Genomic DNA, 17,309 nt, shown 5'->3' on the forward strand with positions numbered 1-17,309 from the left:
GCGCCTGCACGACAGCACAGCATGGCCGTTAAAAAAACCGGTTCAAATAGTAGTGACTTTCACGCCTCGGAGCAAGAATCAGCACCGGATAGCATGATCAAAAACAAGCAAGAGCTAAGAAGAATAGTTATTTTCAGGATTATCCCGCACAGGAAGGCGGTTGAACCATACCAGCAGTATCGTCATGACAACGCATAACAACCCTTTGTGCCAAAGTTGAGGAACAAGACAAATGGAAATAAAAAAACTCAGCACAATCATTACATTGGCTCGTTTTTTGACCATTGGTGATATTGCACCGTGCTGATGCCAATTTTGCAACACCGGCCCAAAGCGCGGATGGTGATTAAGCCAATGGTTCAACCTTGGCGAGCCTCGCATAAAACAACCACTTGCCAGTAACAAAAAGGGAGTGGTCGGCAGCAAGGGTAAAAAGGCGCCGAGTGCACCCAAAGCAATACATAACCAGCCACAACATATCAATGCCGTTTTTTTCAGCATATTATCACTCGCCAACCAATGTCTTTCATCACGTCCATTTCCAAGAGAGCTCTATATCTTGAGATAACCTGCGTACTATAAATTATACCCTATCTCAAGATGGGCACCGAAAAGAACGAGCCTGTACAGGCAGGGGGAAATGACCCGAACAGGCTTTGAATGAGAAATCAGTTAGGAGAGAAGCCCCAGCCATGTCAAGCTGGCCGGTAAGGTTGGCAGGCAGAGAACCAGCAGAAACCCCAAAAAGTATTTAACGCTATACGGGTCTTTAAAATCCTTATCCATTACATGCATCCTTTCATTGTGACTTTTAGCGGGCTCTACCAGCCCCAGAGATACCTTCAGAACAACTATAACGGATAAAACAGTGCGCAAAAACCGATAGAAATTACGGGTATTCTGCAACAACCCCAACTTTATTTGATTCAAATCACTGCCAAATGCAAGAATCGTCATAGACTTGATTGAATCGACAATTGAAAAGATGACTTTATGACTACATCAGACATTGCTTACAGCGAATTTCAGCAACGACTAGAACAAGAGCATCTCTCCTTGTCGCAAGAGATCAAACAAGAGTTGCTGCTCAATACCTTAGTTCCGTCTTCTGCGGCTATCGACAAGGCAGAACTCAGTGAGTTGATCCTGATGGCAAAATCGTCCTTTATTCCAAACCTGTTCGATCTGGCAGTGAGGATGGAGCGCGTTGATGCTGCCGTATGCTCTGGCAAACTCGGCATGTACGGCCTTTGTGCTGACTGCGAAGAGGAAATTGCCCATGCAGATCTAGAACAAGATCCGGCTCAGCCCCGCTGTCACGATTGCCGTGAACACAACCGCTACCACCATAACTAAGTCGCGGGTACAAAAACAATAAGCGGGATAACCCGCCTATTGTCTGTTATTACGCCCAGCCAATGAAAAGCGGCCAGTGCATCACGGTCCATTCTGCCGTGTGTGAGAGCTTGGCTTATAGCCCAGCCTGAGTTTTCACCCACTGTTCAAAGGCTGCTTTCTCTTCGGCATTAGCTTTGCTGTACCACAATTTAAGCTGGGCCAACGCATCACCGGTAATATTGACTTCGCCTTTCTCGGTCACTTCCACAACGGTTTCTTCCAGATCCACCGCATAACCTTCTTCAAAGGTAATGCCATGCTCCCGATTGTAATCAGCCACCAAGGCTTCCATATCACTGTACGCTGCCAGCCCTTTGCCTTGTAGCTCAACATAATCCAAAGTGCGAGACGTTCCGTCAGCCAGCTCTAATGACCACTCAGGGCCTCGCTGGAAATAGGCCTTGGCCTGAGAAATCGTCGACAGGCGTGGCAAAGTAATCGTCGCATCCTGCTTAGGTACATCAAGCTCAAACAGATAAGGACGTGTAGTGAAAATGCGGGTTTTCGAACCGTCTTTCACTTCACCGTCAAACTGGACGACAACCTGATGCTTGCCAGCAGGCAGGTTAACTGTGCTGGTTTCAGACCAGAACGACGATTGTACTTTCTTGCCATCAACAACCAATAGCTTGATATTGTTTCCAGCCGCCAACTCGCCTGCTTGCGTCATTACCGGCAATGCCAGCAATCCCATCGTCATCAGCCATTTGTTCATTATCGCTTCCCCTACTCTTTCAATGTGTGCCTGATCTATTAATACCGATTCAATCAATCATCTAACGACAGCATTTAAACCAGCCGCTCAAATCATTCATGGAATCGCAATTTGCTCTATACAAGCTCGGCCAGAATAGCAAAAAGCCGCCCAAACGGGCGGCTTTTTAGAAGTATTTAGCCAATTGCAACAGCAATTAGAACTTAACTTCCATACCTACTAGGTAACCTAGGTCTAGGTCAGCGCCGTCTTGGTCAGCCCAGCCTAGTTCACCGTATACTTTCACGTTGCTGTGAAGCTGGTGAGTTACGTTAGCGTATACGTTGTCAGTAGTGCCGTTGTTAGTGATGTACTGGCCACCGTTCTTAACGTCAGCATCTGCACGGTTGTAACCTAGAGCAAAAGTGTTCTTGCCTAGAGTGTAAGCACCGTTGATTTCAAATACGTCAACGTCAGTTTCTACTGCGCTGTTTGCAGAGTTAGTGTACTCAACGTTACCGTAAGACGCAGCGAATGCGAATGCACCCATTACGTACTCAGCTTCTAGGTTGAATGCATCAACGTCAGTAGTGCCAAGATCGTCAGCAGTGTAGTAGTAACCACGTACGTCGAAGTCACCGAAACGTGCGCCTAGACGTGCGTCAGTTACAGTACCGTCGCCGTTTAGGAAGTCAGAAGCATTGTCTTTTGCAATTTCAGCAGCCGCATCGATATCGTGAGTCAAACCGAAGTAGAACTGACCGTTGTCGAATACGTATTTGATTGCTTCGTTACCTTCAGTTTGAACGAAGTCGATCTGGCTGAAGCCTAGCTCGTAGTCTTTACCGATACCCATATCATCAGAGATGTATAGCTGACGACCGAAAGTCATAGTACCGAAATCACCACCTAGACCAACGAATAGCTTGTCGCTAGTTACATCAGAATCTTCAAACTTGAAACCGATACCAGCAACAGCGTTTAGGCCGTCAGCGATAGCGATAGTAGTGTTTAGTTGTAGATCACCATCATCAAGGTGAATACCAGCATCATCGCCGCTGTTCTTGTCTTGAATTGGTTGTAGGTACTGAACTTCTGCTGCACCAGATAGGTCAACAGTTACGCCGTTTGCATCGTATAGGTTGATGCCAGCTTGTGCAGAACCTGCTGCTAGTACAGATAGTGCTAGAAGAGTCTTTTTCATGATATCCACTGCCTTTTCTTATTTAGACTGGAATCCCTGTTTCCAGAATTCCTTTTTCTTTGTTACTTCGGGTTACCTTCAATACTTTATAAACATAAAGATCAATAAATAATCCCAAAAGCCAGAAATTTGTGGAGCTCATCCTGACAGAAGAATCCTCTACATGTCAAATTATCTAAACCGAAAATAAAAAAACATCAAAAAAATTACAAATCAATGAGTTAGGTCACACTCGGCTTATCAATTGAGCACTGTTTTAATGGAGTGAGTAACTCAATATATTTTTTAACAACATGAAATAACAGAATTAAATATTACATCTGAAATCAAAAACAGAGCAAAAAACCACTTTACTAATACCTTTTAGAGCATTAGCAAACTTATGTAGAAAAGTGCCTCCGTAAGTAGCAATGAAAAAGAGTTCAATATGATTTCGTGAGTTATTTCTCATTTTTGCGCAAAAAAATGCCAGAATCTGCCCGACATCACATTCAGAAGTTCGTGCTATAATGCCGCTCCTTGCCCTTATGATGTTTCAGATATGTTACAAGACCAGATAAAGCGTGATATCAAGCAATGCTACGAAAACCTCAGCAACCAGCTCGATAACTTTATTCCCAGACGGGCTCAGAACTATCTGGTCGCCGAAATAGCCAAGACATTGGGGGGCGAGTACGATCCGAAACACCGAATGTTGGTGGCTGAGGCAGGCACCGGTATCGGCAAATCCCTTTCCTATTTGATTGGGGCCATCCCGTATGCTGTTTTCAACAATAAAAAAGTGTTGATCTCTACGGCAACCGTTGCCCTTCAAGAACAGCTGATCAACAAAGACCTGCCGTTGTTCAATCGTATCTATCCCAAAGAATTCAGTTTTATTCTGGCAAAGGGCCGCCAACGTTATTGCTGCAACCATAAACTGGAAGCAAGCTGCAGCAACGAGGAAAATCAGCAGGTTGGGTTATGGGAAGAAAAACCTAAAAAGTCTGATTTAGAACTTTTAAGGCGTATGCTGAAGGCCAAAGAAAGCCAGAAATGGGACGGTGACCGCGACAGCTGGCCAACCGCTATCCCCGACCGGGTGTGGGGCCAAATCGTGGCCGATAAACACAGCTGCCACGCTGGTATGCCGAAACATCGTGATTGCCCGTTCGCCAAGGCCCGTGAACACCTCGAAAAAGCCGATGTCATTATTGCCAACCACGCCCTGCTGATGGCAGACCTAGAGCTCGGCGGCGGGGTCATCTTACCTGAACCCGAAAAAACCATCTACGTCATCGACGAGGCCCATCACCTGCCTCAAGTTGCCCGTGACTTTTCGTCCGCGGCGGCCAGCCTGAAAGGGGCTGCCAACTGGCTCGAAAAGCTCAACCAATCCGTCGGCAAGCTGGCCGAAGTGGCTGACTACAAAAAGTCAGGCCGCTTCCAGACCAGCCTCAACGAAAACATTGCCGTGCTGATCCCGGCGCTACGGCAAATGGCTGGGGCAATCGATCCTGCCATGTTCAACCAAGACGGTATCTACCGCTTCGAACACGGCGAATTACCGGCATGGTTGGAAGAAGAAGCCAAAGGACTCAAAGAAGCCAGCAAGAAGGCCCTGCAGTCACTGGGAAAAATCCATGATCTGATCAGCGAGCGCCACAAAGACAACGAAGTACCCGCCCGCCTTGCCGAACCGGCACTGGCCGAATCTGGGTTCTACCTCCAGCGCTTGGAAAACCTTGAAAAGGTCTGGAACCTAATGGCCCAACCAAACAAGGACAAAGGCGCCCCGCTGGCACGCTGGCTGGAGAAAAGCCCCGAACGCGACAACGACTACATTGTCGAGGTATCACCATTGGAAGTCGGCCATCGCCTTGACCAGCTCTTGTGGAGCCGGGCGGTAGGTTCAATCTTGGTATCGGCAACCATGCGCGCCCTCAACCAGTTTGACTACTTCTGTCGTCAAGCTGGCATTTTCGAAAAACAGGCAACCCGCTTCCTTGCTCTTGCATCACCGTTCGATTACCAGAACAATGCGAGGCTGGTGATCCCCGCGATGCCATTAGAGCCTCAGGCCGAACGCTTTACCGATCTGCTTATCGACAAGCTACCCGAATACCTTGAAGACGAGACAGCCAGCTTAGTGCTGTTTTCCTCTTATTGGCAAATGAACCAAGTTGCCGACAAGCTGCGTCCGTTAGCGGTCAAGAACCGCTGGGAGCTGCTGGTCCAAGGGGATGAATCCCGTCACATTATTCTAAAAAAACATAAAGAGAACTGTGAAAACGGCAAAACCAGTATACTATTTGGCACGGGAAGCTTCTCTGAAGGACTTGATTTACCGGGTAATTTATTAACCAACCTTATTATCACTAAGATCCCTTTTGCGGTTCCGACCTCACCGGTAGAAGAAGCGCATGCCGAATATATCGAAAGCCGTGGGGGCAATCCATTCCTGCAGATTTCAGTTCCCGAAGCCAGTAAGAAGCTGATCCAGTCGGTAGGACGACTACTGCGAAAAGAAGAAGATTCTGGTAGAGTCGTACTGCTTGATCGGCGGATACTCACCCGTCGATATGGCAAGGCATTGCTAGATTCACTGCCCCCTTTCAAACGCGTCATTGAATAGACCGCAATAGGACCGAGACAAAACAACAACCATGATTGAGATGATTGAACCGAGCATGCTAATCGTGCTCGGCCTCGTGGCGTTACTGGCCGGTTTCATTGATGCCGTCGCAGGCGGGGGCGGAATGCTGACCGTCCCGGCCCTGTTATCTATCGGTCTGCCACCGCATATTGCCCTAGGTACTAATAAACTCGCGGCAACCTTTGCTTCGTCTACCGCCGCTTGGACTTACTACCGCAAACAACTTTTCTCTCCGCGTTTTTGGCTCTATTCATTTATAGCCACTTTGCTAGGTGCCATAATCGGCACCTTGGTGGTGAACTGGATCAGCACAGAATGGCTAGAAAAAGCCCTGCCACTTGTGATTCTTGCTGCCGCTATCTATACCATCTGGCATCCCCATCCCAAAGGAGAAAGCCACCAGCTACCAGAGGTATGTCCGAAGCTTGTGCGTAAGCAATGCCTGCAAGGAACCGTGCTAGGGTTCTATGATGGCCTCGCCGGCCCAGGCACAGGCGCATTCTGGACCGTATCGAATATGATACTTTACCGACTTGATATTCTGATGGCATCAGGCTTGGCCAAAGCGATGAATTTCACCAGCAACCTGACATCACTGGTAACATTTGCCATACTCGGCCATATCAATATCACTCTGGGCCTGACGATGGGGATCTGCCTGATGCTAGGTGCCTATATCGGCGCGCACTCTGCGATTCGATTCGGGGCAAAATTCATCAGGCCAGTATTCGTTACCGTGGTTATCATCCTTGCCGCCAAACTGGCTTGGCAAGCCTGGTTCTGATCCTCAGCAGGAGCAACAATGAAAGATCTACAGCGCCTGGAGGCATTGGTTGCCGACCTTTCCGCCCAAGCCACCCTCGTTGACAAAACGCGGGGAGAAGCCGCCCGGCCACTTTTCGACGAACACCTCTTCCGCAGCAGGAGCAAGCTGCTAGCACCTTGTGTGAATGAAATCCGCAATGAAATCCAAGCTCTGAACCGAGAGCAGCTTACCGGTCACCTGCTGGCAAGCCGCACCCAGCATGTCTGTGAGAAAATCGTTGCCCAAATTCAAGCTATTCAGCGTGAGTTGGCGACCCAGCAAATCCGCAAAAATGAACCCAAGCCCCGCCAGGGCTGGCGCAAACCCGTGCAGCAGCTCTATCAGGATTTAGCACAGCACCAAGAGTGGGAACGACGCCTGGCCGATACCCTGCGTGACAAGGAAATGCTGCTAAGCCGCACGACCAGCCCATCAGAACGCCAACAGCTCCAGCAAGCCGTACTGGCATACGAAGGGCGACTTAACCGCTGCCGCGCAGCATTAGTAAAAATTGAGAAGGCGATTGGCCAGCAAGAGAGAAAACACTAGTGCTGCCACTCGTCTACCACCCTATTTATTCCGATCTCGAGCTCCCTCCCGAGCATCGTTATCCGATCACCAAGTATCGACGCCTATACCAGTTCCTGTGCGAGCAACTCCAAATTGCCCAGCGGCAGGATATCCGCCTGTACGAGCCTGAGCCTATTGCCGTTGCGGAGATCAAACAACTCCACTGCCCCGACTATATCGATGCGTTATTCGGCAACCAGCTACCCGCCGCAAAAATGCGCCGGATCGGCTTTCCGTGGAGCCAGCAACTCATAACACGAACACAATTATCATCGGGGGGAACTCGGCTGGCTATCGAGAAGGCGATGCAGCACGGGCTATGCATACATCTTAGCGGTGGCTACCATCACGCCCATCGTGATTTTGGCAGTGGCTTCTGCCTTATTAACGACTTAGCGCTAGCCGCCAGACACGCACTGACCCTTGAAGGTATCGACAGGGTGATGATCGTCGACTGCGATGTACACCACGGCGACGGTACGGCTACCTTGCTGGCAGACGATCCACAGATCATTACCTTTTCCGTTCACGGTGAAAAAAACTTTCCAGCCCGCAAGCCAAGCTCAACCTTGGACTTAGCCCTTCCGAGCCATACCAATAGCGACGATTACCTCACCGCCTTCGGCAGCCTGCTCAAGCTAGCCATCGCGCAATACCAGCCTGATCTCGTCATCTACGATGCAGGGGTCGATATCCACCGCGACGACGAACTCGGCTATCTCGATGTCTGCCAGGCAGGGATCTATCAGCGTGATCTCCTGGTGCTGGGCCAATGTTTCGATGAAAGCATCCCTGTCGCAGCAGTTATCGGCGGCGGCTACCGCCACGACCATCAGCAGTTGGTCAGCTTACATGCCCAACTCGTCTATGCAGCCATGAATGTGCTTGGCATTCCAGTTACACCAACCTTATAAAGGCTCTACTATGAATTCTGATTCCACTTCACCATTAGACAACGCGCCAGAAGACATCAAACTGGCCGTGGATCTCATCTATCTGTTGGAAAGCAATGAAATCGATCCGAAAGTTGCCCTATCTGCACTTGAGATGGTCAAAAAAGATCTCGAAGCCAAGCTGAAGCAATAACCCTGTCCGCGGGTTCCGGTTTCATTACTCGCTGCATAAAAAAACGGTGCTGTCCAAAGGACAACACCGTTTTTGTAATTTAGCATCAAACGAAACGTTAGATACCCGCACGCTTTAGCAGACCAGCCATCAACGGCGAGCTTGCTTTAACCTGCTTGGATTTATTCTTGAACTCACGAGCAAGAGAGGCATCTTTGATTTCATTGGCAATGTAAATCATTGCCTGATACATATCGCGAGCCGTTTTAATGCGCTTGCTGTCATTCATTGGTGCTAGCAGCTTAATTACATCACCGCCGTTTTTGCCATTCTCGTTGGCGAATTCCAAAACGGAATCTAGTAGCTTATCAAGATCAACCACGAAGTCTGAGTTTTCAATACCCAGCTTCTTGATTTCTTTCATATTGCGTTTACGTACCTGATTAATAATAAACGCAGGTTTGTTGATCTTCTTATAGCCCCAGATACCAGCAAGCACCAACAAGGCAATACCCCCTGCCACATAGCCCCAGATAGAGCCAGACGATTCAGCAACAGGCTGAACAACCTCTGCAGCAGCGGTAACAGAAACTGGTACATCAGACATATTTGTAACCTTAAACTTCTATGGAACAGAACACCCCGACATTATGCACTCCTGACGCCAATAACTATGCGATTCATCAATTTTTCATGCAAAGACGGTGACACAGTTCAAGGTTTTGCCAATTTGAACCATGTCACTGCTTTCAAAATGAACCACTCATCGCATATCACAGCGCCAGAAGCCGCATTCTCTCAACGCTGATAACACATAGCATATATGCTGAACCGCGTGATCCTGTGAGGTGAAACTAACAAAAAGCCCGACATTTCACAGGTGCCGGGCTTGGATTATTCATTCAAGCAAAGCATGCTGTTGCTATACATACCACAACGAGGCACCTTGCTCATATTCAGCTTAACGAGCCAGATTGAACGAATTAAGTACCTGGCTCTGGCGTTCAGCCAATTCAGACAGGAAGGTCGATGCTTGGCTTGACTGATCAATACCCGCAACATTCTGCTCGATCGCTTCCTTGATACCATTTAACGATTCGCTGATCTCTTCAGCTGCACGGGACTGCTGATCAGCGGCAACCGACATCTCAGCCGCGCTGCTATTGATATCGCTGATTGCACCATTGATTGCTGACAATTTCCCTACGGCACTATGCGACGACTCATAAACACTAGACACTTTTTGCAAACAGTCATCAACTTTGGTCTGTGCCAGATCAGACTGTGACTGCAACTCGGTAATAATTGTCTGAATATGGCCCGTTGAGTCCTGCGTCTTCGCAGCCAGTGCGCGCACTTCATCCGCAACCACGGCAAAGCCACGTCCCAACTCACCAGCTCGCGCCGCCTCAATCGCCGCGTTCAGTGCTAGCAGGTTGGTCTGCTCAGAGATGTTATTAATAACATTGGCCACTTCATTAATACTGTGGCAACGCTGCTTAAGATTGCCGACCACGGCTGCCGTTTCATCTAGCTCTACTGTCAATTGCTCGGCACTGATCTTATTTTCCTCAACGATAGCTTGGCCATCATTACAGGCCGCCATTGCTGAAACCGCTTTGGTTTCCGTCGTTTTCGCCGAGGCTGCCACCAACTCAGACGAGCTCGACATTTCGGTTACCGCCGTGGCAATTTGATCAACTTGCATGCTCTGCTCTTCAGCATTAGCCGCACTCTGTACCATCACTGCCGCTAATTCAGTCGACGACGAAGACACCTCACTACTCTGATCCCTTACCCCTTCAAGTACTGATGACATAGTCGCAATGGTAGCATCCATATCAAAGGCAAGCTTCGCCAGCTCATTGCTACCGGTTATACCAGTACGATGTGATAAGTCTTTGCTTGCCATCGCATGAAGTGACGATGACAATCGAGAGAAAATCGCAATCACGTTATGGATAATATACAGCGTAAATAACACAGCAATTGTGATGGCAACTAACAAGGCGGCTGTCTGAGTCTGGATGACATCATCAATCATCTTCAGACTCGATTCCGTGGCCTCTTGACGACGCTCACGGTTATAGTCAATAACATCAGAAATACTCTCACGAATATCTTCAGCAACCTTGTCTCGTTGCTGTGACACCATCGTATTTTTCTGCAGCGCACCGACAATAACCTGTGCGGAGGTTACCCAAGTCTGGAATACCGTCTCCTGAAACGATTTAACTTCAGGCAAATAACTGTATTTATTAAAAATAGCTTGCGCACTATGCTGAGCCGCCAACATGTCATCATCTTGCTCCAATAAACGGATAGAGACGATTTGAGCCAATAGCGCATTAAACTTACCAACATCTGCAACTAACTGAGAGCTAGCTGGCTGCCATTCCTGCTGATTAAGGTCGACTTTTTGATCCAGCGAGCTGTTCATCTCGAACAGCGGGCCCCACAAATAAGGCGTTTGCTCCCACCACTGACGATCAATCACCGTGATGTTATTAACATTCTGCCCCAGCAAATTACGGTATTGCTGTATGTTCTGAGCAATATCCTGCATATCTTGCTTCACACGCTGGGAGGTCCCCGGGCTGTTCAAGAACTCACGGTTAATAATTTCAAGCAAACGTGCCACTTCGACATCAAGTTGATCCATTTGCTTCGGAATATCCTTAACACTGCTGTTAAGTAGATCTCGGGTCATGATCCGCACTTGGTTCCAACTATATTGGACCTGTGCTGCTGCCTCCGTACGGTCTACTCGCTGTACAACAAATTCCGATTTAGCTTTTACGTCATCCAATTTGTGGTAGATAAAAAACGAAGCAAACGAAAACAACACCAATGTCACGGCCACGGGTGAAAGCAATAGGGTTCTCAACGAAAATGTCGATACCCAACTCGGTATATGTTTATTCATAACGTGAAGATAACCATCTAAAAATTAACGCCAACACTGCACACTGACTCTATTAGCGTGCATTTATTATTCGATTTCACACCAATTCTATAAAATTAGAAGATGTTTTATAAAAATTATTTCGCCCCAAAAATGACACAAAACGAATGATACACGGCGACATTAATTTCAGTAAGGTATTTATTGATAATTATGCTTTGCTATGCTGCATCGCCTTTCCATAATAGTTGCTGATTACCACTAAACCTGTGCTCTCAACTATAGTGAGTGTAATTTCTAGCTGAAGACTCATCATGGCTAAAAATATTAAGTAAGCACTCAGATGAGTGCCATTCATAAATCTATCTTTAACACAGATAATAGGCACAATACCCAACGTAGCTACTTGATATACGAAGGCAAACGGACTATTGATACGGAAATTGTAGCAATGAGGAATATAGTGAATTGAAGTAAAAATTCATCTACATAAGTAGGTGGTTTAAGACTGGCAATAAAAAACCCAGCATACGCTGGGTTTTCATATTCAAATCAACGAAAAGTATTAACGGGTCAAGTTGAACGAATTCAGTACCTGACTCTGACGCTCTGCCAATTCAGACAGGAAGGTCGATGCCTGGCTTGACTGATCAATACCCGCAACATTCTGCTCGATCGCTTCCTTGATACCATTCAACGACTCGCTGATCTCCTCCGCAGCACGAGATTGCTGCTCGGCAGCTACCGACATCTCTGCCGCACTGCTGTTGATATCAGTAATAGCACCGTTAATCGCTGACAGTTTGCCCACGGCACTGTTAGAAGACTCATGAACACTGGCGACTTTCTGCAAGCAGTCATCAACTTTCGACTGGGCCAATTCTGACTGTGATTGCAGCTCAGAGATAATCGTCTGGATATGACCCGTCGAGTCCTGTGTCTTCGCTGCCAGCGCGCGAACTTCATCTGCTACCACGGCAAAGCCTCGGCCCAGCTCGCCAGCTCGCGCCGCTTCAATCGCCGCGTTCAGTGCTAGCAGGTTGGTCTGCTCAGAGATGTTATTAATAACATTGGCGACTTCATTGATACTGTGACAACGCTGCTTGAGGTTTCCGACCACGGCAGCAGTTTCATCCAACTCTACAGTCAGCTGCTCTGCACTGATCTTGTTTTCTTCAACGATAGCCTGACCATCATTACAAGCAGCCATTGCCGAAACAGCCATTGTCTCGGTTGTTTTCGCCGACACCGCCACCAGCTCAGCCGAGCTAGACATTTCTGTCACCGCCGTCGCAATCTGATCAACCTGCATGCTTTGCTCTTCGGCATTGGCGGCACTTTGCACCATTACCGCAGCTAGCTCTGTTGAAGACGAAGAAACTTCGCTACTCTGATCACGCACACCCTCTAGCACCGCCGACATAGTTACCATTGTGGTATCCATATCCTGAGCCAATACAGCAAGCTCATTAGTCCCGCTAATTCCTGTACGGTTGCTCATGTCTTTGGCCGCCATACCGCTCAACGATGAGGACAAACGACCAAAAATAGCAATCACGTTGTGGGCAATATATAGGGTAAAGAGAATAGCAATAACCGATGCTACCAATAGCGAAGCGACTTGAGTTTGAATCACATTATTGATCAAAGACAAGCTAGTTTCAGTCGCTGCCTCACGACGAGTTCGGTTATGTTCAACAACATCTTCAATCTTGGTACGAATATCAGCTGCAATATTCGTACGGTTGCTTGCTATTGCTTGGTTATTCTTCAGTGTCTGAATAACAAACTCAGAAGACTCAACCCAACGATTGAATACATCTCTCTGATAAGCCGCAACTTCAGGCACATTGTTGTATTTATTCAAAATAGACTGAATGTTACTTTGCTTCTCCAGCACATCTGCATCTTGAATCAATAGTCGGATCGACACCAACTGAGCCAACAGCGCATTATAAGTGCCCGTATCAGAAACCAGACGCTCACTGTCTCGCTCCCACTGGCCCATATCAAAACCAGGGATGCTCGCAGCTCGCTTATCAACAGCATGGATCATATCGAATAGCGGCCCCCACAAATATGGGGTTTTCTCCCACCACTGGCTGTCAATCTTAATCAGGTTATCCATGTTTTGCTGAAGCGTCACAAGATACTGGTCCATATTGACAGAGACACTCTGCATATCTTGCTTAACGCGCTGGCTAGTGCCAGAGCGATTCAAAAACTCACGGTTGATAACATCATGCAAACGAGAAACCTGTTCTTTCATGTTCTCCAGTTGCTTTGGCATGACTTTTACGCTGCTATTAATCATATCGCGGGTCATGATCCGCACCTGGTTCCAACCATACTGAACCTGTGCCGCAGCTTCGGTACGGTTAACACGCTGTGCAACAAATTCCGATTCGGACTTCACACCATTAAGGCTGTGATAGATAAAAAATGATGCGACTGCAAACAAGATCAGCGTAACAGCGACAGGGGTTAATAAAAGGCTTTTGAGCGAGAATGTTGAGACCCAACGAGGTATATGCTTATTCATAAGTAAGAGGCTACTTTCAACTTCAATCAAGGCTAACAACCCACAACAGTGTGAGTTGAGAATTTATAATGGCAACTGACAATTCGTCTTCTACATATCGCCAGCAAAGGCAATGTAAACCCACATCATTTACCTGCCTATATCTTAGAGATGCGGATAATACACGGATTGATCTAATGCCAATAGAGCATTCAATGATGAAATAATTACTTCAATAGCATATAAAAAATTAATTAAAGATAATTAGTCACCACTTTGCATTGATGACAAAACAACCATTACCGCCACCGCTTTCGGCGCATTCGTGCCATTTATGACTCAAAACCAGAAAGAGCGGGATGTAATAAGGAATGGTTATCACACTGGATTCACTATAGATGTTAACTCACCCCACTGCACCGCAGTCAGCAAAATCACATAAGTATGCACACAAGAGCAATTTAACGCACCTGTCATTTAAACAAGGTCTTGCGACAAGTAGATGTAATACCAACAAAACATTACAAATAAAACGAGAAACGAGACAATTACTAAAATTTCATAACCGCGAACTTAACACTTATTCTGACTAATTAGGCCATCCGATAACCGTCAAAAAGCTATTTTTCTATCTTTGTAATAGTACATCTTGTCATGATCACTGATCGACCTTAGCACCCGACAGGGGTTGCCCACCGCCACGACATTGGCAGGAATATCCTTGGTCACAACACTCCCAGCACCAATTACACTGTTCTCACCAATCGTCACTCCCGGAAGCACGACAGTATTTGCACCAATCCAAACATTGTTGCCAATCATCACCGGAATATTGAACTGCCCGACTTTTTGCCGTAGCACCGGATCAATCGGATGCCCAGCCGTAGCAATAGTGACATTGGGGCCAATCATGACATGGTCGCCAATATAGATATGCGTGTCATCCACTAGGGTCAAATTGAAATTGGCATAAACACATTTACCCAAATGAGTATGAATCCCCCAGTTGGCATGCAACGGCGGTTCGATATAGCATTGCTCTCCCACTTCGGCAAAAATCTGCCCCATCAAGGCTTTTCTTTTCTCTACCTCGCTTGGTCGAGAATGATTGAAATCATACAGAACCTCCATGCAACGGGCCTGCTCGGCTATCAATGCCTCGTCATTGCTAAAATACAGTTGCTGGCCATGCATCGGATGGTCTAAGTCCATCATCCTTCCTCCAAAAATTCTTGTTAACAAACAGCGATTGCTCAAAGTTAATAGCTCAGGCGTTATCGGTACAGCCTCCGCTATCTTTCGATTTAGTATCAGAACCTTAGATAGTGATAACAATCCCTTCGCAACAGGAAATTTTGCTATTGGGCACTACGGCACATTTCCGACATATCGTTAGACAAGCTCTCTATACAACAGCAACAGCAACAGCCACATAAAGGAGCCACTATATTGGCCGCCACAACGAAAAAGCCGCCGCTATTTGTAGTAATAGCGGCGGCCAATTCAAGCTCGACGGTTCTTCAATAGCCGTCGATATTACTTACCAATATGACCGGGGACTTATGCCTTTTGCCCTGCAAGCCAAGAGGTCATGAAGGCCACCTCATGCTTCTGCGCTGCGATAATATTCTTGGCAAACGTTCTGATTTGCTGATCTTTCAGGTACGGCATCACCACTTCAGCCATCTTAATGGCCGCTTCATGGTGCGGGATCATGCCTTTGACAAAATCCACGTCTGGATTACCAGTGAGCTTTACTGTCATCATGCCATGCATCACAGCCATTGACTGGCTCATCATGGCTTCGGACGCCTTCATGTCCACATCTTTTGGATTAATGGTTTTGTGCGCCGCCAGCCACTGCTTCATGAAGCGCACTTCTTCTTTCTGGCTCTTAATGATGTTTTCCGCCAACTGCTTGATTTGCGGATCATTCAGCGTTGGTAGGATCTTCTCGCTCATCACAATCGCGCCTTCATGGTGAGGGAGCATCCCCGCCACGAAATCGTACGAAGGCATACCCGTTAGCTTCAGGGTGTGCATACCGTGCATTGCTGCCATCGAGTCTTTCATCATGGCCTGTGATGCTGCTACATCATGGTGGTTTTCATGGGCAAACACCGCTGAAGACGACAGTAGTGCTGCAACAAGAAGAGATAGGCTGACTTTTTTCATTATGTGGATCTCATTATATGTGGATTGCCCGCACGATAAGGTATCCAGTAACGGGAAGGTCAAGCACTGATAAGGCGTATTTGCTTTGTAAAGATATGTAAGTGTGTTGTATGTACAACATAGATACAATTATCATAAGAGCAAATATCCGTGACTTTTTTGTAAGGTCATTTTTTTCGTTAGGAACGAGAGATTATTCATGATACGTAGAACCACGCTGTCTCTTTTGATTGCGTCGAGCCTCCTTTTGGTTGGATGCGAACAAAACCAACAGGCACAAGCCCAAAGTGGTCCCGCTCCTGTCCCGGAAGTTACAGTCATGACTGTAAAACCGGCCCGCCAGACACTAACGGTTGAGCTGCCAGGCCGCAGCCGTGCATACATGGAAGCCGAGGTACGCCCGCAGGTAACCGGCATTATCTCTGAGCGTAACTTCACCGAGGGCGGCGTCGTCAAAAAAGGACAATCCCTGTACCAGATTGATGACTCAACCATCCAGGCCGAGCTACTGAGTGCAGAAGCCGAGCTGATCCGAGCGCGGGCAGCCGAAGAGTCCACACGTTCTACGGTGAATCGTTTCCGTACCCTGATCACCAAGAAGTCGATCAGCCAGCAAGATCTCGATGACGCTGAAGCTGCTTACAAAGAAGCTAAAGCCCAAGTCCTTGTCGCCAAGGCGAAGATCAACACCGCGAAGATCAACCTGTCTTACGCGAAAGTCGAAGCACCGATCAGCGGTGTGATCAGCAAGTCGAACGTGACTGCCGGTGCGCTGGTAACCGCCAACCAAGCCGCGACGCTAACCACTATCCAGCAGCTCGACCCAATCAATGTCGACATCGTGCAATCTTCTGCACAACTTTTGCGTTTGAAAGCCGCGATGTCACAAGGCCAGTTGCAAAAAGACGAGTCTGCACAAGTCACCCTAAAGCTTGAGGACGGCTCAACCTACGCACACAAAGGCACCCTGAAGTTTACCGAAGTAAACGTTGACGAGAGCACCGGTAGCGTGACGCTACGCGCTGAGTTCGCCAACCCTGACGGCCTTCTCCTCCCGGGCATGTTCGTGCGCGCCACGGTTACCGTGGGTGTCGATCCTGCCGCGATCCTGATCCCGCAGAACACCGTAACCCGTGATGCAACGGGCAAAGCCTCTGTGATGACCGTTGATGCAGACAACAAAGTGTCTGTTCGCCCTGTTACCACGGCAGAAGCAATCAACAACCAATGGCGTATCACCGATGGCCTAAAGCCAGGTGACAAGGTGATCACTACCGGGTTGCAGATGATTCGCCCGGGTAATCCTGTGACTATCCAACAAGGTGAGCAGGCATAAC

General features: G+C 47.7%; 15 protein-coding genes. 7 read left to right on the forward strand and 8 right to left on the reverse strand.

All coding sequences use genetic code 11. The annotated features are described in order from the left end of the window. Positions 1–114: 114 nt before the first annotated feature. Complete coding sequence (locus ACSF8X_RS13590) at positions 115–501, reverse strand: YbaN family protein (protein WP_047877369.1); 387 nt, start codon at positions 499–501, stop codon at positions 115–117. Between the two features lie 492 nt (positions 502–993). Between ACSF8X_RS13590 and ACSF8X_RS13595 the strand changes: the two genes are divergently transcribed. Next, complete coding sequence (locus ACSF8X_RS13595) at positions 994–1,356, forward strand: TraR/DksA C4-type zinc finger protein (RefSeq protein ID WP_047877370.1); 363 nt, start codon at positions 994–996, stop codon at positions 1,354–1,356. 115 nt (positions 1,357–1,471) lie between these two features. On the opposite strand, the gene ACSF8X_RS13600 is transcribed toward ACSF8X_RS13595, so the two are convergent. Both ACSF8X_RS13600 and ACSF8X_RS13605 read right to left on the reverse strand, forming a co-directional pair. Then, positions 1,472–2,113 carry a YccT family protein gene (locus ACSF8X_RS13600; protein ID WP_047877371.1) on the reverse strand — a complete coding sequence of 214 codons (642 nt, stop codon included), beginning with the start codon at positions 2,111–2,113 and terminating at the stop codon, positions 1,472–1,474. Positions 2,114–2,309: 196 nt separating this feature from the next. Next, complete coding sequence (locus tag ACSF8X_RS13605) at positions 2,310–3,296, reverse strand: porin (protein ID WP_500850221.1); 987 nt, start codon at positions 3,294–3,296, stop codon at positions 2,310–2,312. Between the two features lie 541 nt (positions 3,297–3,837). Between ACSF8X_RS13605 and dinG the strand changes: the two genes are divergently transcribed. From dinG to rsmS, 5 genes are read left to right on the forward strand one after another with little or no spacing between them, the layout of a single operon-like run. After that, the gene (gene dinG / locus ACSF8X_RS13610) at positions 3,838–5,910 is read left to right on the forward strand and encodes an ATP-dependent DNA helicase DinG (protein WP_500850222.1); all 2,073 of its coding nucleotides are present in this window, start codon (positions 3,838–3,840) and stop codon (positions 5,908–5,910) included. Between the two features lie 31 nt (positions 5,911–5,941). After that, positions 5,942–6,715, forward strand: coding sequence for a sulfite exporter TauE/SafE family protein (locus ACSF8X_RS13615; protein WP_500850223.1), 774 nt, complete (start codon positions 5,942–5,944; stop codon positions 6,713–6,715). 18 nt (positions 6,716–6,733) lie between these two features. Beyond that, positions 6,734–7,285: a primosomal replication protein gene (locus ACSF8X_RS13620; RefSeq protein WP_047877375.1), complete on the forward strand. Its 552-nt coding sequence runs from the start codon at positions 6,734–6,736 to the stop codon at positions 7,283–7,285. Continuing rightward, on the forward strand, positions 7,285–8,220 hold the full coding sequence (locus ACSF8X_RS13625) for a histone deacetylase family protein (RefSeq protein ID WP_500850224.1): 936 nt from the start codon (positions 7,285–7,287) through the stop codon (positions 8,218–8,220). The genes ACSF8X_RS13620 and ACSF8X_RS13625 overlap by 1 nt, the downstream gene beginning before the upstream one ends. 10 nt (positions 8,221–8,230) lie before the next feature. Continuing rightward, positions 8,231–8,392 (forward strand): pleiotropic regulatory protein RsmS, encoded by a 162-nt coding sequence (gene rsmS / locus ACSF8X_RS13630; RefSeq protein WP_047877377.1) that lies wholly within the window; start codon positions 8,231–8,233, stop codon positions 8,390–8,392. A gap of 97 nt (positions 8,393–8,489) precedes the next feature. Here rsmS and ACSF8X_RS13635 read toward each other — a convergent pair whose 3' ends face one another. From ACSF8X_RS13635 to copM, 5 genes are all read right to left on the reverse strand, one after another. Further along, positions 8,490–8,978 (reverse strand): hypothetical protein, encoded by a 489-nt coding sequence (locus ACSF8X_RS13635; RefSeq protein WP_047877378.1) that lies wholly within the window; start codon positions 8,976–8,978, stop codon positions 8,490–8,492. Positions 8,979–9,332: 354 nt separating this feature from the next. Beyond that, a complete protein-coding gene (locus ACSF8X_RS13640; RefSeq protein WP_500850225.1) occupies positions 9,333–11,297 on the reverse strand; it encodes a methyl-accepting chemotaxis protein in 1,965 nt (654 codons plus the stop codon). A 544-nt stretch (positions 11,298–11,841) separates the two neighbouring features. Further along, the gene (locus ACSF8X_RS13645) at positions 11,842–13,818 is read right to left on the reverse strand and encodes a methyl-accepting chemotaxis protein (protein WP_500850226.1); all 1,977 of its coding nucleotides are present in this window, start codon (positions 13,816–13,818) and stop codon (positions 11,842–11,844) included. A gap of 591 nt (positions 13,819–14,409) precedes the next feature. Next, positions 14,410–15,009, reverse strand: a complete 600-nt coding sequence (locus ACSF8X_RS13650) for a sugar O-acetyltransferase (RefSeq protein WP_500851192.1) — start codon at positions 15,007–15,009, stop codon at positions 14,410–14,412. 348 nt (positions 15,010–15,357) lie between these two features. Beyond that, positions 15,358–15,972 (reverse strand): CopM family metallochaperone, encoded by a 615-nt coding sequence (gene copM / locus ACSF8X_RS13655; protein ID WP_500850227.1) that lies wholly within the window; start codon positions 15,970–15,972, stop codon positions 15,358–15,360. A 199-nt stretch (positions 15,973–16,171) separates the two neighbouring features. On the opposite strand from copM, the gene ACSF8X_RS13660 reads away from it, so the two are divergent. Next, a complete protein-coding gene (locus tag ACSF8X_RS13660; protein ID WP_047877381.1) occupies positions 16,172–17,308 on the forward strand; it encodes an efflux RND transporter periplasmic adaptor subunit in 1,137 nt (378 codons plus the stop codon). Position 17,309 lies beyond the last annotated feature (1 nt).

This window comes from Photobacterium panuliri (genome assembly GCF_059920555.1).